This is a genomic window from Parafrankia sp. BMG5.11, assembly GCF_004337455.1.
In genome coordinates this window covers 31,551-54,283 of the sequence record NZ_SJXI01000015.1, presented here as the reverse complement: position 1 = coordinate 54,283, position 22,733 = coordinate 31,551, and the positions used below count along the sequence as shown (strand labels likewise).

Annotated in this window: 20 protein-coding genes; 9 read left to right on the top strand and 11 right to left on the bottom strand. The window is 64.8% G+C overall.

Annotation, left to right across the window (positions count from 1 at the left end; all coding sequences use genetic code 11):
• Window positions 1–161: 161 nt before the first annotated feature.
• A complete protein-coding gene (locus E0504_RS11165; protein WP_131624059.1) occupies window positions 162–473 on the top strand; it encodes a hypothetical protein in 312 nt (103 codons plus the stop codon).
• On the opposite strand, the gene E0504_RS11160 is transcribed toward E0504_RS11165, so the two are convergent.
• Together E0504_RS11160 and E0504_RS11155 are read right to left on the bottom strand one after the other, a co-directional pair.
• Entirely contained in the window at window positions 448–1,050 is a 603-nt protein-coding gene (locus E0504_RS11160) for a hypothetical protein (protein ID WP_131624057.1), read from the bottom strand. The genes E0504_RS11165 and E0504_RS11160 overlap by 26 nt on opposite strands.
• Before the next feature lie 551 nt (window positions 1,051–1,601).
• A complete protein-coding gene (locus tag E0504_RS11155; protein WP_131624055.1) occupies window positions 1,602–2,087 on the bottom strand; it encodes a hypothetical protein in 486 nt (161 codons plus the stop codon).
• Window positions 2,088–2,485: 398 nt separating this feature from the next.
• On the opposite strand from E0504_RS11155, the gene E0504_RS11150 reads away from it, so the two are divergent.
• Window positions 2,486–5,323: a PAS domain S-box protein gene (locus tag E0504_RS11150; RefSeq protein WP_131624054.1), complete on the top strand. Its 2,838-nt coding sequence runs from the start codon at window positions 2,486–2,488 to the stop codon at window positions 5,321–5,323.
• Window positions 5,324–5,486: 163 nt separating this feature from the next.
• Window positions 5,487–6,293 carry a phosphoribosylaminoimidazolesuccinocarboxamide synthase gene (gene purC / locus E0504_RS11145; RefSeq protein ID WP_131624052.1) on the top strand — a complete coding sequence of 269 codons (807 nt, stop codon included), beginning with the start codon at window positions 5,487–5,489 and terminating at the stop codon, window positions 6,291–6,293.
• Window positions 6,294–6,297: 4 nt separating this feature from the next.
• Here purC and E0504_RS11140 read toward each other — a convergent pair whose 3' ends face one another.
• Window positions 6,298–7,173: a diacylglycerol kinase family protein gene (locus E0504_RS11140; protein ID WP_131624050.1), complete on the bottom strand. Its 876-nt coding sequence runs from the start codon at window positions 7,171–7,173 to the stop codon at window positions 6,298–6,300.
• A gap of 51 nt (window positions 7,174–7,224) precedes the next feature.
• Between E0504_RS11140 and E0504_RS11135 the strand changes: the two genes are divergently transcribed.
• The 3 genes from E0504_RS11135 (at window position 7,225) to purQ (ending at window position 11,036) form a co-directional block, all read left to right on the top strand.
• Window positions 7,225–10,047 (top strand): pitrilysin family protein, encoded by a 2,823-nt coding sequence (locus E0504_RS11135; RefSeq protein WP_207912471.1) that lies wholly within the window; start codon window positions 7,225–7,227, stop codon window positions 10,045–10,047.
• A 72-nt stretch (window positions 10,048–10,119) separates the two neighbouring features.
• Window positions 10,120–10,359, top strand: coding sequence for a phosphoribosylformylglycinamidine synthase subunit PurS (gene purS / locus E0504_RS11130; RefSeq protein WP_131624048.1), 240 nt, complete (start codon window positions 10,120–10,122; stop codon window positions 10,357–10,359).
• Window positions 10,359–11,036, top strand: a complete 678-nt coding sequence (purQ, locus tag E0504_RS11125) for a phosphoribosylformylglycinamidine synthase subunit PurQ (protein WP_131624527.1) — start codon at window positions 10,359–10,361, stop codon at window positions 11,034–11,036. The genes purS and purQ overlap by 1 nt, the downstream gene beginning before the upstream one ends.
• Here the strand turns inward: purQ and E0504_RS11120 are convergent.
• From E0504_RS11120 to E0504_RS11105, 4 genes are all read right to left on the bottom strand, one after another.
• A complete protein-coding gene (locus E0504_RS11120) occupies window positions 11,033–13,396 on the bottom strand; it encodes a bifunctional diguanylate cyclase/phosphodiesterase (protein ID WP_207912470.1) in 2,364 nt (787 codons plus the stop codon). The genes purQ and E0504_RS11120 overlap by 4 nt on opposite strands.
• Window positions 13,397–13,507: 111 nt before the next feature.
• Window positions 13,508–15,331, bottom strand: a complete 1,824-nt coding sequence (gene glmS, locus E0504_RS11115) for a glutamine--fructose-6-phosphate transaminase (isomerizing) (RefSeq protein WP_131624046.1) — start codon at window positions 15,329–15,331, stop codon at window positions 13,508–13,510.
• A 15-nt stretch (window positions 15,332–15,346) separates the two neighbouring features.
• A complete protein-coding gene (locus E0504_RS11110; RefSeq protein ID WP_131624045.1) occupies window positions 15,347–15,712 on the bottom strand; it encodes a type II toxin-antitoxin system VapC family toxin in 366 nt (121 codons plus the stop codon).
• Window positions 15,713–15,714: 2 nt separating this feature from the next.
• A complete protein-coding gene (locus tag E0504_RS11105; RefSeq protein ID WP_131624043.1) occupies window positions 15,715–15,960 on the bottom strand; it encodes a ribbon-helix-helix protein, CopG family in 246 nt (81 codons plus the stop codon).
• A 229-nt stretch (window positions 15,961–16,189) separates the two neighbouring features.
• On the opposite strand from E0504_RS11105, the gene E0504_RS11100 reads away from it, so the two are divergent.
• Window positions 16,190–17,722: a CpaF family protein gene (locus E0504_RS11100; protein WP_131624041.1), complete on the top strand. Its 1,533-nt coding sequence runs from the start codon at window positions 16,190–16,192 to the stop codon at window positions 17,720–17,722.
• Window positions 17,723–17,763: 41 nt separating this feature from the next.
• Here the strand turns inward: E0504_RS11100 and E0504_RS11095 are convergent, their stop codons facing one another.
• Window positions 17,764–17,997 carry a hypothetical protein gene (locus tag E0504_RS11095; RefSeq protein WP_131624039.1) on the bottom strand — a complete coding sequence of 78 codons (234 nt, stop codon included), beginning with the start codon at window positions 17,995–17,997 and terminating at the stop codon, window positions 17,764–17,766.
• Window positions 17,998–18,052: 55 nt separating this feature from the next.
• Here E0504_RS11095 and E0504_RS11090 point away from each other — a divergent pair, with 55 nt between their 5' ends.
• Both E0504_RS11090 and E0504_RS11085 read left to right on the top strand, forming a co-directional pair.
• Window positions 18,053–18,961 (top strand): DMT family transporter, encoded by a 909-nt coding sequence (locus tag E0504_RS11090; RefSeq protein WP_207912468.1) that lies wholly within the window; start codon window positions 18,053–18,055, stop codon window positions 18,959–18,961.
• 70 nt (window positions 18,962–19,031) lie between these two features.
• Window positions 19,032–19,160, top strand: coding sequence for an entericidin A/B family lipoprotein (locus tag E0504_RS11085; RefSeq protein ID WP_131624035.1), 129 nt, complete (start codon window positions 19,032–19,034; stop codon window positions 19,158–19,160).
• A 60-nt stretch (window positions 19,161–19,220) separates the two neighbouring features.
• Here E0504_RS11085 and E0504_RS11080 read toward each other — a convergent pair whose 3' ends face one another.
• From E0504_RS11080 to gcvPA, 3 genes are read right to left on the bottom strand one after another with little or no spacing between them, the layout of a single operon-like run.
• Window positions 19,221–19,706: an ABA4-like family protein gene (locus E0504_RS11080; protein WP_131624033.1), complete on the bottom strand. Its 486-nt coding sequence runs from the start codon at window positions 19,704–19,706 to the stop codon at window positions 19,221–19,223.
• A gap of 5 nt (window positions 19,707–19,711) precedes the next feature.
• The gene (gene gcvPB / locus E0504_RS11075) at window positions 19,712–21,307 is read right to left on the bottom strand and encodes an aminomethyl-transferring glycine dehydrogenase subunit GcvPB (protein ID WP_131624031.1); all 1,596 of its coding nucleotides are present in this window, start codon (window positions 21,305–21,307) and stop codon (window positions 19,712–19,714) included.
• Window positions 21,304–22,668, bottom strand: coding sequence for an aminomethyl-transferring glycine dehydrogenase subunit GcvPA (gcvPA, locus tag E0504_RS11070; RefSeq protein ID WP_131624029.1), 1,365 nt, complete (start codon window positions 22,666–22,668; stop codon window positions 21,304–21,306). Before gcvPA ends, gcvPB begins: the two co-directional genes overlap by 4 nt.
• Window positions 22,669–22,733: the final 65 nt, after the last annotated feature.

Below are 22,733 nucleotides of genomic sequence, written 5' to 3'. Positions count from 1 at the left end.
GCGACGAGCAAAGCGAGGAGTAGCGAAGGGAGCAGGTCGAGCGTAGCTCGGCCTCCAAAGAAGTTGACAGTTCGCCTCAGATACTTGGCTCACGAGATACAAATCGCATTCTACTCAAATAAATTTGCTGACGAAACTCCCATCTCGTGAGAGGCGGTACCATGCACTTCGAACATGAAGACTGGCCGCACCGAGCTCGCGTTGTCGATCGCAGCACGTCTGTAGAGCTTACGCTGGGGCAGTCTTATGAAGCCGCTTGTAGCGTTGCTGAGCAAGACAGCACCGAATTTGATTACGGCGAATTCGAAGAGAAATTTATTGAGCCTCTCACCGCAGCGCTTTTCGAGGCTCTAAAAGGCCGCGGCATCAAAGGCGCTGTCTGGATGGGTGAGGAATTCGCCTTCATATTTCCCGAGGGGGATGAGGGCGATCGTCACGCAGCCGAATTTAAGAAGTCCTTCGGTCACTCGTGAACATGGGCGAGTAGAGGTGCACCCCGGCATCATTTGCGATTTTCGAAAGGTCATGCAGCCACGATGGCATTGAGCCTTGTCGGGCAATCAAATCGTAAGGAAAGGGGTTGGACTCAAGATCAATTAAGCGCGCGCCCCTGAAGCACACCACGGAATAGTGGCTTATGTGGGCGAGCGCGGCAGGAGCTTCCAATCTCTGTGCGATTTGCCACCGGGACCCATCACTGAGCGAAGCCTTGCCAATCAACCGGTAATCTTGGGCTTGTGCGCTTACCGGATGGCTTTCTCTTCCAGTTATGACGAAGCCCTCAGCCACCAATGCCGCGGCTAACTGTCTGCCCAGCCCTCCCCCGAGCAGCCAGGCTACACTGATAGTCTCTTCATATGAAAACACGCGGATCTTGAGCTGGTCTCGGGCTGGGGTCAGCTGTGCCCGAAACGCCCGCACTCCAGGATCAGCCCGCTTTCTATATGTGCGTTCCCATTCAAGAATAATCCCTGGCATCGCCTCATCCAAAGCAATCTTGAAAAGAGCCGCTTCGAAGCGCTCATCATCTGAGGGCACCAGTTCGCTCATTGGTGTTGGCCCCCGAGAACGATTCCGGCCCAGGTTCCGTCAAAGCAAACCAGCCAGGTACTCGCCGCAGTTTTGCCAATTTCGAGCGAAAACGAAGTTCGTAGATTTCCAACGCCATCGCGATGATGGAAAATCATTTCGGGTCCTCCTTCTCAACAAACTAAATAAAGCATGAGAATCTCCGATCTTTTGGACAGGCAGCGACCGCGATTCTTGCCATTGATCATTCGCTTCATGCCAGCGGTGTATGGTGCCCGGGAACTTTGCATTGGGCATGGCGGGCCGGAGGCACGAATTGCGCACGACGCGCCCTGGATACGTTTTCCAGAACCTTATTCACGGGGGGGCCATCTCTCGGAAGATTGCATCCAGTGGATCATCGCTTCTGTGCAGAATGCGGTTGACCGCACGCGATTGAGAATGGCGATCATCCTCGACGACCATGCTCTTTACTTTGGTCCCAATGAGTCAGTTCGCGTATCGACAAATCTGCCGAGTGGAGGCCTTTGGATCGCCCGCGTTGAGCCGGAACCCGACCTAGCCAGGCCCCTTCAGCACTGATCCCTGAGCAGCAATTGAAAGTCAGCTTCAGCCATAGCGGCAGCCAGCCTTTCTGAAGTCGTCTCCCATCTGATCTCCTGAAGCGAGACTACACACCAGCCCCCGCTAAAGGCATCTGGCCGAAGCTTGTCGCATGTGGTGGCCCACTCAAAGCCTAGTGCTCCACTGCTCAACGTTTCTTGGCAGATGAGCTGGATCAGATTGGCAATCGCTTCAAGGTTAGGGCTGTCTGCCCCACCTAATGAGATGCCGTCGTCTTCCAAAGAAACGTAATCGAGTTCGAAGGAGAGGCACTCAGGATCAGGGAAGATCGCGCCTACTGCTGCCGATCTGTCCAAAAATAGCGTCTGCAAGAGAGTTGGTAACTGTTCCCCATCGTCGTCATCCCAATCGAACCCGAGGGCTTGCTCAAGCATTGCCCGCTCCTCTTTGTTGACCTGTAATGTGGTCGAAAACTGCGTGAAATAGTTGGCCATCTTGGAAAACCTCTGGTCAGCGCAATACGGAATGGATCCGCTCTCACATGGGTCAAAAGCCGTGAGCTCTTCCGCTTTGCTGTTTGTACCTCAGGGGGGATTCACCCGGAGCTCTCCGGTCGATCCTAAGCGACAGGCGCGTGCCTACGAGCTGCGACTACTTATTCGCGGCTGCTCCTTTTGAGCGTTTCCGAGGTATGGTGGGCCTCGAGACTGGTTGGACAACCATCCGGCGGGTTCCCTGAGGAGCCCTTGGGTCTCGGGGGAGGGTTGGACAATTCCAAGTTGTTGATCTTGTGCCTTGGCTTCATTCCGCCCCGAGGCACCACTTCCCAAGATCGCACAGCCTGACCTGCAAATGCGGCGGTTTCTGCTCGCGTCGTACTGATCGAGTGGATATGAACACGGCGATGGACGGTGGGCCGCTCTATTCAAACCCGGCTTTCATGGCGTTCGGCGGCGAAGTGGCGAGCCTGATCCGCGCGCGGGACTGGTCCACATCGCCGCTCGGTGAGCCCGGCACCTGGCCTCAACCGCTGGTGCAGGCCGTCAATCTGATCCTCTCGTCGCGGCTGCCCATGTTCCTGGCGTGGGGCCCGGAACTCGGCTTTCTCTACAACGACGCCTACGCCGTGATCCTGGCGGAAAAGCACCCTGCTGCCCTGGGCGGACGGTTCCAGGAGATATGGCCGGAGATCTGGCCGGACTTGCTCCCGCTGGTGCAATCCGCCCTACGGGGCGAGCCGGTGTATCACGAAAACCAGCATTTCGTGATGAACCGCAAAGGGTTCGACGAAGAGACCTGGTTCACGTTTTCCTATTCGGCGGTCGTCGATGACGGCGGCACCGCTCAGGGTATCTTCTGCGCCGTGGTGGAAACTACGCAGACCGTGCTTGCGGAACGCGCCTTGCGCGACAGCGAGGCGCGGCTGAGCCTTGCGGTCGAGGGCGCGCGGATCGGCACGTGGGACTGGGACCTGCGCACGATGCGCGGTGACTGGTCGCCCCGCACGATGGAAATCCTCGGCGCCAGCCACGGCACGGGCATCACGCCGGAGCAGCGCAGCGCGACCATCCATCCGGACGATCGCGGCCGCGTTTGGCGCGAATACGCCGCAGCGCTGAAGGACGGCAGCGACCTGGTCAGCGAATACCGGATCGTCCGGCCGTCTGGCGAGGTCCGCTGGATCGCTTCGCGCGGCGCGGTCGAGCGGGACGCGTGCGGCACGCCCGTTCGCACCGCCGGCATCGTGGTCGATGTGACCGAGAGCAAGGCTGCTGAAGCGGCGCTGCGCGAAAGCGAGGAGCGATTCCGCCTGATGGCGGACGCCGCTCCGCTGATCATGTGGATCACCGACGGCGAGGGCCGCACCGAGTTCTTCAACCGGCAGTGGACCATCTACACGGGCGACGAGTACCAGGCATCGACCGCCCACCGCATCGCCGGTGACTATGTCCACCCGGACGATGCGGCAGAGACAACCACCGCTTTCGACGCTGCCCGTTCGGCGGAAACCACCTTCCTGATCGAACATCGCATACGTTCGCGCTCAGGCGCATACCGCTGGTTCCTGGTGCGGGCGGAGCCGTACCATGATCCCCACACGGGTGCGGTCACCCGCTGGTTCGGCGCCTCTGTCGATATTCACGACCGCAAACTGGCCGAAGCGCGCCTGCGAGCGCTGAACGAGACGCTGGAAGTGCAGGTTGCCGCCCGGTCGGCCGAACGCGAGCGGCTGTGGAACCTGTCGCAGGATATGCTCGCCCGCGCCGACTTCACCGGCATGATGTCGGCGGTGAGCCCCGCATGGGGGCAGGTGCTGGGGTGGAGCGAGGCCGAATTGCTATCACGCGGGTATGCAAGCTTCATGCATCCGGAGGATGCGGACCCGACGCTCCAGGCGATCACCCGAATGCAGGAAACGGGCCGGCCCACCCGCTTCCGCAATCGCATCTCCGCCAGCGACGGCACCTTCAAGCCGATCGAATGGACCGTGACACCGGAGCCCGACGGCATCAACTTCATCGCCATCGGCCGCGATCTCAGCGAAACTCAGGCGCGCGAGGACGAACTTGAGGCCACTCAGGACGCGCTGCGCCAGGCACAAAAGATGGAAGCGGTGGGGCAGCTTACGGGCGGGTTGGCGCACGATTTCAACAACCTGCTGATGGGCGTTTCGGGCGCCTTGAGCCTCATTACCCGCCGGGTCGAGCAGGGGCGGGTCGACGAACTGGGCAAGTATCTCGAGATGGCGGAGGCGGGTATTTCGCGGGCGGCGAGCCTCACGCACCGTTTGCTCGCATTTTCGCGGCGTCAGACGCTCGATCCCAGGCCGGTCGATCTGCGCCAGGTCATCCAGGGCATCGGCGATTTCCTGCAGCGGTCCGTGGGACCGTCCGTGGCCGTCGAGATTGATGGCGGGGACGAAGTGTGGCCGACCTTGCTCGATGCCAACCAGTTCGAGAACGCCCTGCTGAACTTGTGCATCAACGCGCGCGACGCGATGCCGGAAGGCGGAACGGTGCGGATCGCCACCGAGAATTGCCGCCTCGAGGAAGGCTTCGCTGAGGGCGAGGAGGCGGCCGACTGCGTGCTCGTGTCGGTGACCGACACCGGCAGCGGAATGGACGCCCAGACCCTCGAGCGGGCGTTCGACCCGTTCTACACCACCAAGCCGACTGGCGAGGGGACCGGGTTGGGCCTGTCGATGGTCTATGGCTTCGTGCGCCAGTCGGGCGGGCAGGTGCGCATCCGTTCGGCTGTGGGTCAGGGGACGACGGTCGAACTGCGCTTCCCTCGCACGCTCTCCGCACAAGCGGCAGACGATCGGGTGGCGCCGGCCAGCGCACGGCCGGCTAACAGCCACGGTGAAACCGTGATGGTGGTCGACGATGAGGTCGTCATCCGTTCCCTGGTAACCGAAGTCCTGCGGGACATGGGCTACAACGTGATCGAAGCCGCCGACGGCGTGCAGGCGTTGGCCCTGCTTCAGTCGAGTCCCCCGCTCGATCTGCTGATCACCGATGTCGGCCTGCCCAATGGGGTCAACGGCCGCCAGCTGGCGGACGCGGCCAGGTCACGCCAGAACGATCTCAGGGTCCTGTTCATCACCGGCTACGCGGAGAACGCAGTGATCGGCGAAAGCCAGCTCGACGCCGGGATGCATCTCCTGACCAAGCCGTTCGAGATGGACGCCCTGACCGCCCGCGTGCAGGAGCTTGTTGCCGGCCCCTAGGCGCCGGACGGATGCCGGGCCGCTGGCATACCGGCCGCCCGCGCATTTGCCTTCGCCCGCTGATTTCCCTAAGGCGCAGGCCACGCCCCGGCCCCCGCGCGTCTCCAACCGACCCGCCGCCGGGGCGCTCGCGTTCACGGCTGTTCCAAGAAGGTAAGCGCCCATGTCCTCCCGCCGCCGCCAGGTTTACGAAGGCAAGGCCAAGATCCTCTATGAAGGGCCGGAGCCCGGCACCCTGATCCAGTACTTCAAGGACGATGCCACGGCCTTCAATGCCCAGAAGAAGGGCACGATCAACGGCAAGGGCGTGATCAACAACCGGATCAGCGAGTACGTCTTCACGCGCCTCGGCCACATCGGCATCCCGACGCACTTCATCCGGCGGCTGAACATGCGCGAGCAGCTGATCCGCCAGGTTGAGATCATCCCGATCGAGGTGATCGTGCGCAACGTCGCCGCGGGTTCGCTCAGCAAGCGGCTGGGCATCGAAGAAGGCGAACCGCTGCCGCACACGCTGATCGAGTATTGCTACAAGGACGACGCCCTGGGCGATCCGTTCATTTCGGAAGAAGAGATCGCCTGCTTCAACTGGGCCAGCCACGAAGAGATGCAGGACATTTCGTCGATGGCGATCCGCATCAACGATTTTCTGTGCGGCATGTTCGCCGCGATCGGCATCCGGCTGGTCGACTTCAAGCTGGAGTTCGGCCGGGTGTGGGATGGCGATTTCCCGCGCACGATCCTGGCGGACGAGATCAGCCCTGACGGGTGCCGGCTGTGGGACATCGCCACAGGGGAGAAGCTCGACAAGGACCGTTTCCGCCGCGATCTCGGTGGAGAAGAGCAGGCGTATCAGGAAGTCGCGCGCCGGCTCGGCCTGCTGCAGGACGATGGCGCGGGTCCGGGCGAGGTATTCGACATGAGCGCGCACCGGTCCCGCCTGCGCTCAACGCCCAAGCCCAAGAAGTAACCGCTCAGATCACGTAGCGCAGGGTCATCCCGCTTGGCCCGACCGCGAATCCGCAGTCGCTGATGTGGTCGCCATCCACCTGCACCGGATGCACGCAGCGGTCGAACGCCACCCGGCGCACGCTGCGGAAGCTGGCGAGGCCAAGCCGGTCGAGCGGCCAGCCGGCGAACGCCGCGGCGGTGAACGCGGCGACCCCGCGGCGCGACGGGCGTTCGAGCACGATCAGCTCCACTGAATCCGCTGCCAGTGAGGCGCCCGGCGGCAGGCGGAACGGCCCTGCGTAAAGTGCGCCGTGGCTGACGATCACAGCCGCCGCTTCGCACTTGAACGGCGTTCCGTCGGTCAGTTCGCCTGACAACGACATCGTTTCGCGGGGCCATTCGCGCAGCACGCGGAGCAGCGCCACGACGTACGCCATGCGGCCCAGCCGCCGCTTCAATGCGGGCGAGACCCGCGCCACGGCATGGCTGTCGGGCCCGATCGACAGGCACGACACCACCGGTAGATCGCCCAGCGTGTAAAGCGGTGCCCGCACCCATCCCTCTGGCCGGTCCCACGCGCGCATGACCTGATCTGCGAGCGCCCCTGGTTTGCGGACATAGCCGATCTCGCGCGCCACCAGATTGATGGTGCCCGCCGGCGCGATGCACAGCGGCACCGCGCCAGCCCTTGCGCCCAGCGACTGCACCGTGTCGCGCAAGGTACCGTGACCGCCGTGGACGCAGACCAGCTCGGCGTCAGGCGAAATCGTCACCCCTCGCAAGGTCGTCGCCACCGGCGTTACTCGCGCGCCGCGCGCCGTGAATGCCCGCACCAGCGCCTCCAACCGCTCCGGCCGAAAGCTGCCCGCGACGGGGTTGTAGACCAGATCGAGGTTCATGCGCGCCGCGGTTGTTGCCCGGTTCAGCTTCCGCCGGCAAGGAAGGGCGCGATGATGCGTTTCCTGCTGCTCGCCTGCACCGCCCTGCTGGCCGTTCCCGCCTCCGCTGAAGAACCGGCACCGGCCGGGTGGAGCTTCGCAGCCAGCGACGTGCCGGTCGACCCGGCGTTTACTTTCGGCACGCTGCCCAACGGGATGCGCTATGTCCTGCGCGAGAACCACACGCCGCAAGACACGGTGCTGGTGCGCCTGCGGATCGGATCGGGATCGCTGGAGGAAACCGACCAGGAGCGGGGTGTGGCGCACTTTCTGGAACACATGTCGTTCAATGGCTCCCGCAACGTGCCCGAGGGCGAGATGATCAGGTTGCTGGAGCGCGAGGGGCTGGCGTTCGGGGCCGATACCAATGCCTCGACCGGCTTCGAGGCGACCACCTACAAGCTCGATCTGCCGCGGAACGATCCCAAGCTGATCGACACCGCTTTGATGCTGATGCGCGAGACTGCCAGCGAGCTGACCCTTTCGGACGAAGCGATCGAGCGGGAGCGCGGGGTGGTGCTGGCCGAGAAGCGCGACCGCACTACCTATACGCTGAAGGAGACGCAGGACGAATGGGCGTTCGTCCAACCCGGCGCGCGGTTCCCCGACCGGCTGCCGATCGGCGAGGAGGAGACGCTCAAGGCAGCGGACGCGGCTCGCATCGGCGGATTCTATCGCCGCGCCTATGTTCCTGCGAACACGGTGCTGGTGGTCATTGGCGCGATCGATGTTGCCGCGGTCGAAAGTGCGATCCGGAAGCGGTTTGGGGACTGGTCGGGGCCCCCCGCTCCGCCCAAGCCGCGCGCCGGCCCGGTTGACCTTTCGCGGCAGGGCGAAACCGACATCTACCTCGATCCCGCATTGTCGGAGAGAGTCACCGTCACCCGCCTGTCGCCCTGGCGGCAAGAACCCGACACGATTGCCCAGCGCCGCACGGATCTGCTGGAAAGTATCGGCTACGCCGCCATCAATCGGCGGTTCGAAGCGATCGCCCGCCGGCCCGACGCGCCCTATCGCGGCGCGGGCTTCGGCACCGGCGATGTGTTCGAGGATGGGCGAACCACCAACCTCATCGTCGACGCGCTGGACGGCAAATGGCGCGAGGGGTTGGAAGCCGCGGTGCGCGAGTGGCGGCGCGCGCTCCAACACGGCTTCACCGATGCCGAGATCGCGGAACAGGTGGCCCGCACCCGGCAGAGCCAGGAGAACGCCGCACGGGCCGCCGCCACTCGCAGCAACGGGGTGCTCGTCAATGCGGTTGAGCGGCTGATCGCCGACGACCTGGTGCCAGCCACGCCAGAAAGCGCACTGGAACGGTTCAACGCATTCGCGCCGTCGATCACCCCGGCCACGGTGATGGCCGCTCTGACCGCCGATGCCGCTCCGCTCGACAATCCGCTGATCCGCTTCCAGGGCCGGGTCGCGCCCAAGGGCGGCGCGGACGCTCTGCGAACGGCCTGGAACGCGCTGATGGCCGAGGCTGTCGCATCGCCGACCGCCACCGCCGCCAACGAGTTCGCCTACACCGACTTTGGCAGCCCGAGCGCGGTGGTCACCGATATGGTCGAACCCCGCACCGGCATTCGCATCGTGCGTTTTGCCAACGGTGTGCGCCTCAACCTCAAGCGTACCGTCCTCGAAGCGGACCGGGTACGCTTTGCCATGTCGATCGACGGCGGCAGCTTGCTGGCGACCCGTGAGGACCCGCTGGCGACCGCGATGGCGTCCATGCTGCCGGCGGGCGGTCTGGGCCGGCATTCGCAGGACGAACTCGAAAGCCTGATGGCGGGACGCTCGGTCAGCCTCAATTTCGCAACCGCAGGCGATGTCTTCACCAGCGGCGGCGTCACCACGTCCCGCGATCTGGAACTTCAGTTGCAACTCCTCGCCGCGGCGGTGAGCGATTCGGGTTACCGGCGCGAAGGCGAAGTGCGTTACCGGCGCGAGACTGCCAACTGGTTCCTGCGCAAGGACGCCACCCCCGGCGGCGCCGTCGGATCGCGTATCGGCGGAATCCTGTCGGATGACGACCCGCGCTTCACCACTCAGCCGCCAGGGGATTACCAGAAGCTGTCGTTCGATAAGCTGCGCGCCGCGATCGGCGACCGCCTGGCGCGCGGCGCGCTTGAGCTGGCACTGGTCGGCGATGTCGACGAAGAACAGGCGATCGCGTTGGTGAGCAGCACGCTGGGTGCGTTGCCCCCGCGCGAGCCTGAGTTCCAGCCGCGGGAAGCGGCGCGAGAACGCGCTTTCACTGCCCAGCGTTCAGCCCGGGTCGTCCGCCATACCGGAGAAGCCGACCAGGCGTTGCTGCAGTACACCTGGCCTACCACCGACGACCGCGACGCCGTCACCGTCCAGCAACTCGAACTGCTTGAGCGGGTGGCGCGGATCGAACTGACCGACGAGATCCGCGAGCGGCTCGGCAAGGCCTATTCACCGGGGGCTTCCAGTTCGCCATCGCAAGTGTGGCGAGGATACGGCACGTTCTCCCTTGCCGCGTCGATCGACGTGGGCGATGTGGCGGCGACGCGCGCAGCCATCCGCACGGTTCTGGAGCAACTCAGCGCACAGCCGGTCAGCACCGATACGCTGGAGCGCGCGCGGCGTCCGCTGCTCGAAAACTATGCCAGCGCGCTGAAAACCAACGGTGGCTGGCTGCGCCTCGCCGGCCGCGCACAGAGCGAGCGCGAGCGGATCGACCGGTTCTATGCCGCCCAGGCGCAGATTGCAGCGATCACTCCCGCAGACCTGCAGGCGCTGGCCGCGCGGTACCTGGCGCCTGACGCGGCGGTCGAGGTGCTGGCCCTGCCGGCCGGGGAAAGCGGCGGCTAAGCCTTGCCGCACAGGGCGGCCTCGGCCATAGGCTGCCGGCGACCCCGCCAGCCAGCGAAAGGGCCGTAGCCCATGAAAGTCCGCGTTCACGTCAGCCTGAAGCCAGGGGTGCTCGACCCGCAGGGCCGTGCCGTTCATCACGCGCTGGAAGGTCTCGGGTTCTCAGGCGTGGAGGACGTGCGCGTCGGCCGCCTGATCGAACTTGAGGTGGCGAGTGGCACCACCGATGCCGCGCTGGACGAGATGTGCCGCAAGCTGCTCGCCAACATGGTGATCGAAAACTATCGTATCGAGAAGCTGGAGACCGCGTGATGGCGTTCCGCGGCGCGGTCATCACCTTCCCTGGCTCCAACTGCGATCGCGACATGGCGGTCGCGTTGGAGAAGGTCTCCGGCGAACGGTCGCTGCGGGTGTGGCATGGTGATGCTGAGCTACCCGATCGGCTCGATTTCATCGCAGTGCCGGGCGGGTTCTCGTACGGCGATTACCTGCGCTGCGGTGCCATCGCCAGCCGCAGTCCGATCATGCGTGCGGTGGTTGAGGCCGCGGGTCGCGGCGTGCCGGTGCTGGGGGTGTGCAACGGGTTCCAGGTGCTCACCGAGGCGGGGCTGCTGCCCGGCGCGCTGATGCGCAATGCGCAGCTCAACTTCACCTGCCGCGTGGCGCCGCTCACCGTCGAGAACAACCAGTCGCTGTTTACCGCGGGGTACGCAGCGGGATCGACGATCAGTCTTCCCGTGGCGCATCACGACGGCAATTTTTTCGCCGACACGGACACGCTGGACCGCCTTGAAGGCGAAGGCCGGGTGGCGTTCCGCTATGCCGATGATTGCAATGGATCGCAGCGCCGGATCGCCGGGATACTCAACGATACCGGCACGGTCCTGGGCATGATGCCGCACCCCGAACGGGCGATCGAGCCTGAGCTTGGCGGCACCCATGGCCGCGCGCTGTTCGCCAGCGCGGTCGGAGCGCTGGTCGGCGCCTAGGCGCGCAGGCGTTCGGGAACCGCCGCCCGCCGCCGGAACAGTTGCAGCGCATCGTCGGCCCGCATCGGCCGGCCGAAGTAATAGCCCTGGATCTTGGTGCACCCCATCCGGCGGATCATCTCGGCTTCCTCGGCCGTCTCGACACCTTCCGCGGTGGTGCTCATCTCCAGGCTGTCGGCCATCGCGACGACCGCGCGGATGATCGCCAGGCTCTCCTTGCTGTCCTGCGCCGCGCCTTGCACGAAGCTGCGATCGACCTTGATGGTCGAGAACTTGATCTTTCGAAGGTACCCTAGCGAGGAATAGCCAGTTCCGAAGTCATCGAGCGCGACGGTGCAGCCTAGCGCCATCACCTGCTCCAGCGAGGCGCGCGCGATACTGGCGTCGCGCAGGAAGATGCTCTCGGTCACTTCCAGCTCAAGCCGCCGCGCTTCCAGTCCGCTAGCGGTCAGCGCGCGCACCACGGTGGTGGCGAAATCGGGTTCGAACAGTTGTTCCGGAGAGACGTTGACCGCCACCCGGATATGGTCGGGCCAACGGGTCGCTTCGCGGCAAGCCTGTTCCATGACCCAGGTGCCGATGGGCACGATCAGGCGGGTATCCTCGGCGATCGGCACGAACTTGCCGGGGCTGATCGGGCCGTGATCGGCGCTGTTCCAGCGGACCAGCGCTTCGAAGCTGACCACGTTTTCCGAATTGGCATCGACCACCGGTTGGTAGTGGAGTTCCAGCTCACGCTTCTCCAGCGCCTGGCGGAGCGCGAATTCCAGCTGGCGGCGCTCCTCGGCGTTCGCGTGCAGCAGCGGCTCGTAATTGCGGTGCTCGTTGCCGCCGTCGTCCTTGGCTCGGTAGAGCGCGAGGTCGGCGTTGCGCATCAGTTCCTCGACCGACTTGCCATCCCGCGGACCGATGGCCGAGCCTACGGAAGCACCGACGTACAGCGTGTGGTGATCAACTTCGTACGGCTGCGACAGCCGCGCGATCACATTCTTCGCCACGCGTTCGATGCAGCCCCGTTCCGAAGCGTCACGCACGACGATCGCGAACTCGTCACCGCCAAGGCGGCCGCACATCTCGTTGTCGCCCATCAGCGCCTTCAGCCGCGCTGATACCTGCGCCAGCAGCTTGTCGCCCACGAGGTGACCGAGCGAATCGTTGACCGCCTTGAAGCGGTCGAGGTCGATCATCAGGAACGCGCAGCGGGTGCGCCATTGTTCGGCATACCGCAGCGCATCGCCCAGCGCCTCGGTCAGCATCAGCCGATTGGGCAAGCCCGTTAGGGTGTCGTAGCGCGCAAGATAAGCGATCTTCTCGCTCGATTCGCGCTGTTCGGTGACATCGGACCCGACCCCGCGCACGCCCAGGTACGCGCCGTTATCGTCCAGCATGGGTGTGCCCGACAGCTCCCACCAGCGATGCTCGCGGCCAATCGCGACCTTTACCAGCAGGTTGGAGAAGCTTTCGCGGCGTTTCAGGCGCTCGGCCAGATCGTGCAGTGAGGGCGGAAACTGGCCGGTCTCCCACGCCTCTCCTGCGATCAGCTCGACGAACGGCCGGCCTTCGACCTCTTCGACCGGACGCCCGAGCGCGAAGGCGAACCGGGGAGAGGCACCGCGGACCATCCGGTTGGTGTCCACCTGCCACAACCAGTCTGCCTGGTTTTCCTCGAATTCGCGCAGCAGCAGCGACACGACCTCGCTCTTCTCCGCGTTCCCCGCCTCGGCCAGGCAGGCGGTCAGATGCACGCGCGAGACACTGGCCACGCCCTTGGCCACCGCCGCCAGCATGATCGCGATGCCTGCGGCGAGAGAGAACTGTCCGAACCACAGGAAGCTCAGGATCATCGCGCCGCCCGCGACGGCGCCCATGATGATCGTCGCCAGGGGCGCGGCGCCCAACGCCAGGGAGGATCCGATCAGCAGCACGCTGAACAGCACCCCCAGGCTGGCGCGCTCGACGTCGGTCCCGAAAATCGCAAATCCGAAGATAGGGATGCACCATGCAGCGGAGACAACAAACGTCGCTCGCGCCTTGCGGTTCATCTCGTCCCGGGTGACGCGGGGCCGGTCCCCGACGGCGACACCCCGATTGGCCCGCCGGTTGACGACCAGGCTCACGCCAAGAGCGGCGATGAACACCGCCATCAACCAGATCGGCGCCGTGCCCGCATAAATTGCCAGCGTCAGCAGCGCACACAAAGCGTGAACCGCAGTCCGCTGCCCGGCGGTGCCGATTAGCTGCGAATACTGGAGACCGCGCAGCCGGCCCCAATCCTCACCGTCGGGATCCTTGAGGCCAAGGATCGCCAGGAGCGGCAAGTCGGCCGGCTTTTGCGGGGTAGGAGAGGTGCTGTCGCTCACCCGCCGCAGTTACCGCGCCAAAGGTTATGGCTCGGTAAACCGCGATAATGAAAGGGGAAAAAGCGTACGCGCGTGCAAGACGATGTTAACCATCACCCGCACGCGCGGCTGTTATTCTACCGTCACGGACTTCGCCAGATTGCGCGGCTGATCGACATCGGTGCCCTTCACGCACGCCACATGGTAGGCAAGCAACTGCACCGGCACGGCATAGACCAGCGGTGCGATCAGCGGGTGAACCTTGGGCATCGCGATGGTGGCGAGGCAGCCTTCGCCTGCTTCGGCCAGGCCTTCTTCGTCGGAAATGAGCACGATCTTGCCGCCTCGCGCGCGCACTTCCTGCATGTTGGAGACGGTCTTTTCGAACAGCGGTCCCGAGGGCGCGAGGACGATGACGGGGACGGCTTCGTCGATCAGCGCGATCGGCCCGTGCTTCATTTCGCCAGACGCATAACCTTCCGCATGGATGTAGCTGATTTCCTTCAGTTTCAGCGCGCCTTCGAGAGCCAGAGGATAGTCCGGGCCGCGGCCGAGATAGAGCACGTCGCGGGCCGGCGCGATCAGGTGCGCCATCGCTGCGATATCGTCATCATGATCAAGCGCTGCGTTGAGCGCGGCGGGTGCTTCGAGCAGGTGGCGAACGACTTCCTGTTCTTCGCTGCGGTCCATCCGTCCCTTCTTCACCGCCAGGTGCGCGGCCAGCGCGGCTAGCACGGCCAACTGACAGGTGAACGCCTTGGTGCTGGCAACGCCGATCTCCGGCCCTGCGTGCGTCGGCAGAAGCAGGTCGGCCTCACGCGCCATGGAACTCGTCGGTACGTTGACCACCACCGCGATGGTCTGGCCCGCCTGCTTGCAATATCGCAGCGCGGCCAGCGTATCGGCCGTCTCGCCGCTCTGGGAGATGAACAGCGACAGGCCGCCCTCCTCCAGAACCGGCTCGCGGTAACGGAACTCGCTCGCGTAATCGATGTCGACCGGCACCCGGGCGAAGGTCTCGAACCAGTACTTTGCCACCATGCCTGCGTAGAACGACGTTCCGCACGCAACGATGGTGATCCGGCGGATCGTCGACAGGTCAAAGTCGATCTGTGGCAGCGCCACGGTGCTGTCGACCTGACGGATGTAGCTGCGCAGCGTCTGCGCGACGACGATAGGCTGCTCGTAGATCTCTTTCTGCATGAAGTGGCGGTAATTGCCCTTCTCCACCGAGGCGGCGGAGGCACCGGAGGTGGTGATCTCGCGCGTCACCGGATTGTTGTCGGCGTCATAGACCTGCGCGTCGTCGCGCCTGACGACGGTCCAGTCGCCTTCCTCGAGATAAGCGATCCGCTGCGTCAGCGGCGCCAGCGCCAGCGCGTCGGAGCCGAGATAGGTTTCGTCGTCACCATAGCCGAGCACCAGCGGCGAACCGAGGCGCGCGCCGATCAGCATGTCGGGATGGGCGCGGAAGGCGATCGCCAGCGCGAATGCGCCCCGCAGGCGGGGAAGCACGGCCTTGACCGCGTCTTCCGGAGAGGCGCCGTTCTCGACTTCGCGGCTGATGAGATGGACCACGACTTCGCTGTCGGTTTCGCTCTCCAGCGCACGTCCGGCGGCGATCAGTTCGTCACGCAGCGGCTTGTAGTTTTCGATGATGCCGTTGTGGACCAGCGCGACATGTTCGGTCGCATGGGGGTGCGCGTTGTGCGCGGTCGGCGCGCCGTGGGTCGCCCAGCGGGTGTGTGCGATGCCGATGTCGCCCGGCGCCGGATGCGCGGCCAGTTCGCGCACCAGGTTCACCAGCTTGCCCTCGGCCCGGCGGCGGACAAGCTCGCCCTCGTGTACGGTGCACACGCCCGCGCTGTCATAGCCGCGGTATTCCATTCGCTTCAGTCCGTCGACCAGCCGGTCCGCGACTGATTCCTTGCCGACGATGCCGATGATGCCGCACATGGGTCTAGTATCCTGTCAGAGAGTATAGGGAACGCGGATCCCCGGCAGCTCTGCCGGAAAATCCTTGGTGTTTCGTGTAATTAGGATTGCGCCATTCACCTGCGCGGTCGCCAGGACATACGCGTGGGGGAGGCTCATTTCGGTCCGATAACAGACGTCGGCCGCCGCTGTAGCGATCCGCTGGTCCAATTCCACCACTTCGAAATGAGCGAGCGCTTCTTGCAGAACCTGGCGCGCCTCCAGCGCCTCCGCCGCCATGATCTCGGTCCATACGATGCGACTGATCTGGTGCCGCGCGTATCGCGCGATCTCCGCGCGAGCCTGGGGGCGGCGCTTGAGCCAGTCGACGATGATGCTGGTGTCGAAGAATGGCGCCGACAAGTTCAGTGCCGCTCATCATGGCGGCTACGCTTACCAGCACGCCGATCGTCGAAGTCATCGCGGATGTCCGGACGATCCGACCACAGCCCGTATCCCCGGTCGATCCAGCTGCGATCGTCGCCCCGGTGCAGCAGGTAAAGTTGCACGGCCTCGCGCAGCATCGCGGCCCGGGATTTTCCCTGATCGGCAGCCATCCGGTCTAGCCGCTGGATGTCGTCATCATGCAAATCGGCCAGAATTCGGGTCACCGCCGCGTGATATCGTCACTTGATATCATTGGCAAGATGTCCTGGTAGAGAAACGCGTTTCTGAGGATGCCGCTGCCCATCGTCCGGCGGTCGCAGCACCCGCGACGGACTGGGTTTAGGAAAAAATAAGGTTTCCGGCATATTCACCAATCATCGCAAAGACCCTTTCGCAGGCGGAGGGGCATCGTTTGCGACAGATGAACTTCGCAAAGGCCTTGGGGGGCAGTAAATGAGCGCTTTTGGACGCAGGAACGGACCCGGGGGAATGGCTCCGGGCGCGCGCCCGTCCTTTGGCGTGGCTCGACCCATGAAGGGCAGCGGCGGCGCTGCGGGCGCTCCTGCGCCCGTGCCGGGGGGCGATCAGTTCCCCCCTCTCCCGGGTGCTCCCGACGTATTCGCCGATGGTGGACCGGATTCAGCGCCGAACAAGAACGACGCGATGACGCGCCTGACCGATCGCGCGAACGCGATTCACGATCCGAACAGCCAGGTCGGCGGGTTCGAGGCCAGCGTTCACAAGATCAAGGAGCAGGTGCTCCCCCGCCTGCTTGAGCGGGTCGATCCCGAAGCGGCGGCGACGCTGACCAAGGACGAGCTCAGCGAAGAATTCCGGCCGATCATCCTGGAGGTTCTTGCCGAACTGAAAGTGACGCTGAACCGGCGCGAACAGTTCGCACTGGAAAAGGTGCTGATTGACGAGCTGCTCGGCTTCGGGCCGCTGGAAGAACTGCTCAACGACCCCGACATCTCCGACATCATGGTCAACGGCCCGGACCAGACCTACATCGAGAAAAAGGGCAAGCTGGTCATCGCGCCGATCCGCTTTCGCGACGAACAGCACCTGTTCCAGATCGCGCAGCGCATCGTGAACCAGGTCGGCCGCCGCGTTGACCAGACCACGCCGCTGGCCGACGCCCGTCTCAAGGACGGTAGCCGTGTCAACGTGATCGTCCCGCCATTGAGCTTGCGCGGCACCGCGATCTCGATCCGTAAGTTCTCCGAAAAGCCGATCACCATCGACATGCTACGCGACTTCGGCAGCATGAGCGACAAGATGGCGACCGCACTCAAGATCGCCGGTGCATGCCGGATGAACGTGGTCATCTCGGGCGGTACTGGCTCGGGCAAGACGACGATGCTCAACGCCCTGTCGAAGATGATCGACCCGGGCGAGCGCGTGCTGACGATCGAGGACGCGGCCGAGCTACGGTTGCAGCAGCCTCACTGGCTGCCGCTGGAAACGCGGCCTCCGAACCTTGAAGGCCAGGGCGCGATCACCATCGGCGACCTCGTCAAGAACGCGCTGCGTATGCGGCCTGACCGGATCATCCTGGGCGAAATCCGCGGAGCCGAGTGCTTCGACCTGCTCGCCGCGATGAACACCGGCCACGACGGTTCGATGTGCACGCTCCACGCCAACAGCCCGCGTGAATGCCTGGGCCGTATGGAAAACATGATTTTGATGGGCGACATCAAGATCCCCAAGGAAGCCATCAGCCGCCAGATCGCGGAGTCGGTCGACCTGATCGTGCAGGTGAAGCGCCTGCGCGACGGTTCGCGCCGGACCACCAACGTGACCGAGGTGATCGGCATGGAAGGTGACGTGATCGTCACCCAGGAACTGTTCAAGTTCGAGTATCTGGACGAGAGCGAGGACGGCAAGATCCTCGGCGAATTCCGCTCGAGCGGCCTGCGTCCCTATACCCTGGAGAAGGCCCGCCAGTTCGGTTTCGACCAAGCATATCTGGAAGCCTGCCTGTAACGGGCATCCTGCACCCGCAGCGCGCACATGGATCGTCCGCCCTACTGGCCCTTCAGCAAGCCCGGCACGCTGAGCGCCAGCAGCGTGACGCCGATGACCGAGAACACCAGGAACAGGCCGGTCCACGGGACCCAGCCGACACTGTCGATCCGCTCCCTCCGCATGCGGCGGCGTTCGCCATAGCGGGTGATCGCGGCGAGCAGCAGGAACAGGACTCCGCCGATCGCGGCCCATTCGGCGGTGCTGGCAAACAGCAGTTCTTCGGTCAGCTTCACGCGCGCCAATATGGGATGCGTTGCGCCCGCGACCAGTCTGCTTATGGCGCGGAGCGTGGCCGAGCCGATCCGATACCACCGCCCGCAGATGGCGCTCCTGATCCGCCTCGGCGCGGCATTGGTGCTGTCGATCATGCTAGTGTTCGTCAAGCTGGTCACCCAGTCGGGCGTGTCGCTGACCGAAACGCTGTTCTGGCGCCAGTTGCCGACGGTGCCGATCCTGCTCGCCTGGTTCGCCGCGCGCGGCCAGTTGTCGACGCTCGGCAGCACGCGGCTGAAAGCGCACGGTGGCCGCGCGATGACCGGGCTGATGGGCATGTTCCTCAACTTCGGAGCAGTGACCCTGCTACCGCTGGCAGAGGCGACCACCTTCAACTTCACCTCTGCGATCTGGGCCGTCATCCTCTCGGCGCTGCTGCTGCACGAACGGATCGGCGTGTGGCGATGGGCCGCGGTCCTGCTCGGGTTTGCGGGGGTGCTGGTGATCGCTCAACCCGGTAGTGGCCATATTCCCCTGTTGGGCGCCGCGGTCGCTCTCGGTGCCGCGTTCATGATCGCGCTGATCTCGATCCAGATCCGCGATCTTGCGCAGACAGAACATCCGCTGACGATCGTGTTCTGGTTTGCCGCGTTCAGCGTGGTGCCGCTGGCGATCGCGCTGCCGTTCGTGATCGTGCCGCACACCCTGTACCAGTGGTCGCTCCTGGGTGGCCTCGCATTGTTCGGGTTGCTCGGCCAGTTCCTGCTCACCGCGGCGCTGCGGTTCGGCGCCGTGGCGAGCGTCATCGTGATGGACTACAGCTCGCTGATCTGGGCGACCCTGCTGGGTTGGTGGGTGTTCGATCTGCTGCCGCCGCACACGACGTGGCTCGGCGCGCCGCTTGTGGTCGGCGCCGGATTGCTGATCGCCTGGCGCGAGCATCGCCTGTCGCTGCAAAAGGCGCGCGCGATGGTGGGGGAATAAGGGAACCCGCCGCGCGTGACGCCGTTGAGCTTCTCGACCGCTCTCTCACCAAGACAGAGGAATTGATCCCTTGGCCAAGAAACTGATCCTAGCGCTGGGCGTGGCCGCCATCACGCTGACCACGACCGCTTGCAACACCGTCAAAGGCCTTGGTCGCGACGTCGAGTCGGTTGGCGAAGCCGGCGACCGGGCCATCTGACCCCATCAACAGCCACAGGGCCCACGGGCCTTTCGTGGTCGCAGGGAAGCGCCCGTCGGTCTAACCGGCGGGCGTTTTTCCTTTCCGGCTCCATCCGCCGGGTCCGCGCGCGCGCCGCTCGCGCACTACGAGCCAGACCAGCAAACCGGCCGGCCCGGCCAGGGACGTCAGTAAAAGAATTGCTCCCTGCGCGATCCGCGGAAAGCCTTTCGCATCGGCATCGCGGGCAATCCACAGGCCAGTAAAGAGATCGAGCGCGAGATAGTGGGTCCAACCCACGGCAATCGCGCCTTCGGAGCGGAACGCGTCTTTCAACCCAGCGACCGAGTAGTTGCCGAAGTCGATCGCCGCCAGGCCCGGGTCCCGCACGGGGTCGGCCCATCCCAGGACCAACGCCGCCGCCATCGCCACGTAGGCGAGGCACAGCAGTCCGACGCCCAAGTACAGCACCAGTGCCAGCGGCGCCGGCCGGCGCGGCGCGAACAGCAGGACTGTCCAGGCCAGCAGCGCCACCACGTTAGTGGCGGTGAACAGCCCCTGCCACATGGCGCTTACCGCCCGCCTTGCTCGTTGAGCGTCGGCTCGCCCGCCGGGGCCTTGGGCTTTTCCCACGCCAGCACCGGCTTTCGCGCCGCCAGCGTTTCATCGAGCCGCCGGCGGGGCGCGAAGTGAGGCGCGGTTTTCAGACTTTCGTCGCCAGCGCGCGCCCGCTCGGCAAGACTGCGCAGCGCGAGGACCAGCTGATCGAGCCCGGCCTTGCTCTCGGTTTCGGTAGGTTCCACCAGCATCGCTCCGTGCACCACGAGCGGGAAGTACATCGTCATCGGGTGGAACCCCTCGTCGATCATGCCTTTCGCAAGGTCGAGCGTCGTCAGACCCCCGGCGAAACCTTTGTCGCTGAAGAGCGCCTCGTGCATGCACGGCCCGCTGGCGCCGAACGGCGCGTCAAGCACGTCGTCGAGGCTGCGCAGCAGGTAGTTCGCGTTGAGCACCGCGTCGCCCGATGCCTGGCGCAGCCCGTCGGCGCCGTGGCTCAGGATGTAAGCGAGCGCGCGAGTGAACATGCCCATCTGTCCATGAAAGGCGCACATGCGGCCGAACGTGTGCGGATGCTCTTCCCCCGCGTTCTCCTCCTCGATCAGATCAACCGTACCATCAGCGCGGCGCGTGGTGAACGGCAGCGGGGCGAACGGGCTCAGCGCTTCGGACAGCACCACCGGACCCGAGCCCGGACCGCCACCGCCATGCGGCGTGGAGAACGTCTTGTGCAGGTTGATGTGCATGGCATCGACGCCAAGGTCCCCCGGCCGCACCCGGCCGACGATGGCGTTGAAGTTCGCGCCGTCGCAATACACATATCCTCCGGCCGCATGGACCGCGTCGGAGATCGCCTTCATGTCGCGTTCGAACAAACCGCAGGTGTTGGGATTGGTAATCATCACCCCGGCGACATCGGGACCCAGCCGTGCTTTCAGCGCGGCCAGATCGACCCGCCCTTCGGCGGTCGCCGGTATGTTTTCCACCCGGTAGCCGGCAAAGGCGGCAGTCGCCGGGTTCGTGCCATGCGCGCTTTCCGGCACCAGGATCACCTCGCGCGGATCGCCGCGCGCTTCCAGCGCGGCACGGATGCACAGGATCCCGCACAGCTCCCCGTGTGCTCCGGCCTTGGGCGTCATCGCGACGCCGTGCATGCCGGTAAGCGTGATCAGCCATTGCGCCAGTTCGTCGATCACCTCCAGCGCGCCGCGCACGGTGTCGACCGGCTGCAAGGGGTGCACATCGAGGAAGCCCGGCATCCGTGCGACTTTTTCATTGAGGCGCGGGTTGTGCTTCATGGTGCACGAGCCAAGCGGAAAAAGCCCCAGATCGATCGCGTAGTTCTGGCGGCTGAGCCGGGTGTAGTGACGGATCGTTTCAGGCTCCGACAAACCGGGCAGGCCAATCTCGCCGTCGCGCGCCAACCCGCCCAAGCGGTTCGCACCGTCCACCGGCGTGGGCAAATCAACCCCAGTGGTCGCGAAGGTGCCGATCTCGAAAATGAGCGGCTCTTCCAGCATCAGCGCACGGTTGCCGGTCACCGTCTGGGTCGCGTCGCCTGATACGGGCGTCATCGCGGGCTTCCAGCCGCTTTGGTTAGGTGCGTTCATCGGATCGACTCCTCGAGAGCGGAGGCAAGGGTTTCGATGTCCTCCTCGCTGGCGGTCTCGGTCACCGCGATGACCAGGCCGTGCGACAGTTGATCCTCCGCGGGATATAGACGGCCAAGCGAAACCCCGGCGAGCACGTTGCGGTGCGCCAGATCGCGGACGACGGGCCGCGCGTCGGTGGGAAGCAGAATGGTGAACTCGTTGAAGAAGCTGTCGTTGAGCACCTTGACCCCCGGCACCTTCGCCAGCCGGTCGGCAGCCACGCAGGCCAGGCGGTGGTTCTCCGCCGCCAGCGCGCGCAGCCCCGCTTCTCCCAGCAAGGTCAGGTGGATCGTGAACGCCAGCGCGCACAGCCCGGAATTGGTGCAGATGTTGCTGGTCGCCTTCTCGCGGCGAATGTGCTGCTCGCGGGTGGAGAGCGTCAGCACGAACCCACGCTTGCCCTCGGCATCGACGGTTTCGCCGCACAGCCGGCCCGGCATCTGGCGGACGTGCTTGGGATCGCGCACCGCGAACAGGCCCAGGTAAGGGCCGCCGAATTGCAGGCCGACGCCGAGCGACTGGCCTTCGCCGACGACGATGTCCGCTCCCATCTCGCCTGGCGAGCGGAGCGCGCCCAAGGCCACGGGTTCGGTGTTAACCGCGATCAGCAACGCGCCCTTGGCATGGGCGGCCTCGGCGATGGGCGACAGGTCATATACCCGGCCAAGGACGTCCGGATACTGCACCACCACGCAGCTTGGTTCATTGGCCTCGATCTCGGCGATCAATTCACCGATCCCGCCATCGGCCTGGAGGCTCGGCGCGCGGTCGGCGATGCTGTCGCCGGTGAACTTCGCCATCGTGCGGATGGTCGACACGTAATGGGGGTGCAGCCCCTCGTGCAGGATCGCGAGGTTTCGCTTGGTTACCCGTCCGGCCATGCTGATTGCTTCCCAGCACGCGGTCGAGCCATCGTACATCGATGCATTGGCCACCGCGCAGCCATAAAGCCGTGCGACCTGGCTCTGGAACTCGAACAGCATCTGCAAGGTGCCTTGCGCGATTTCCGGCTGGTAGGGCGTATAGGCCGTCAGGAACTCGCCCCGCTGGATCAGGTGGTCGACCGTCGCCGGGACATGGTGGCGATAGGCCCCTGCCCCGCAGAAGAACGCCGCATCGCCCGCAGCCAGGTTCTTGCTCGACAGCCGCCGCATGTGCCGCTCGACCGCCATCTCGCTCGCGTGGGCCGGAAGCCCTTCGATCGGCTGCTTCAGGTACTGCTCGGCCGCGACATCCGTGAACAGCGCGTCCACGTCGGGCGCGCCGATCACGGAAAGCATCGCCGCGCGATCACTGTCGGTCAGGGGGAGATAGCGCATGGGTTCAGGTCTCTGCAGTGAAGAAGGTGGCGCGTGTACGGCGCGTGGCAAAACCAACCGTACAT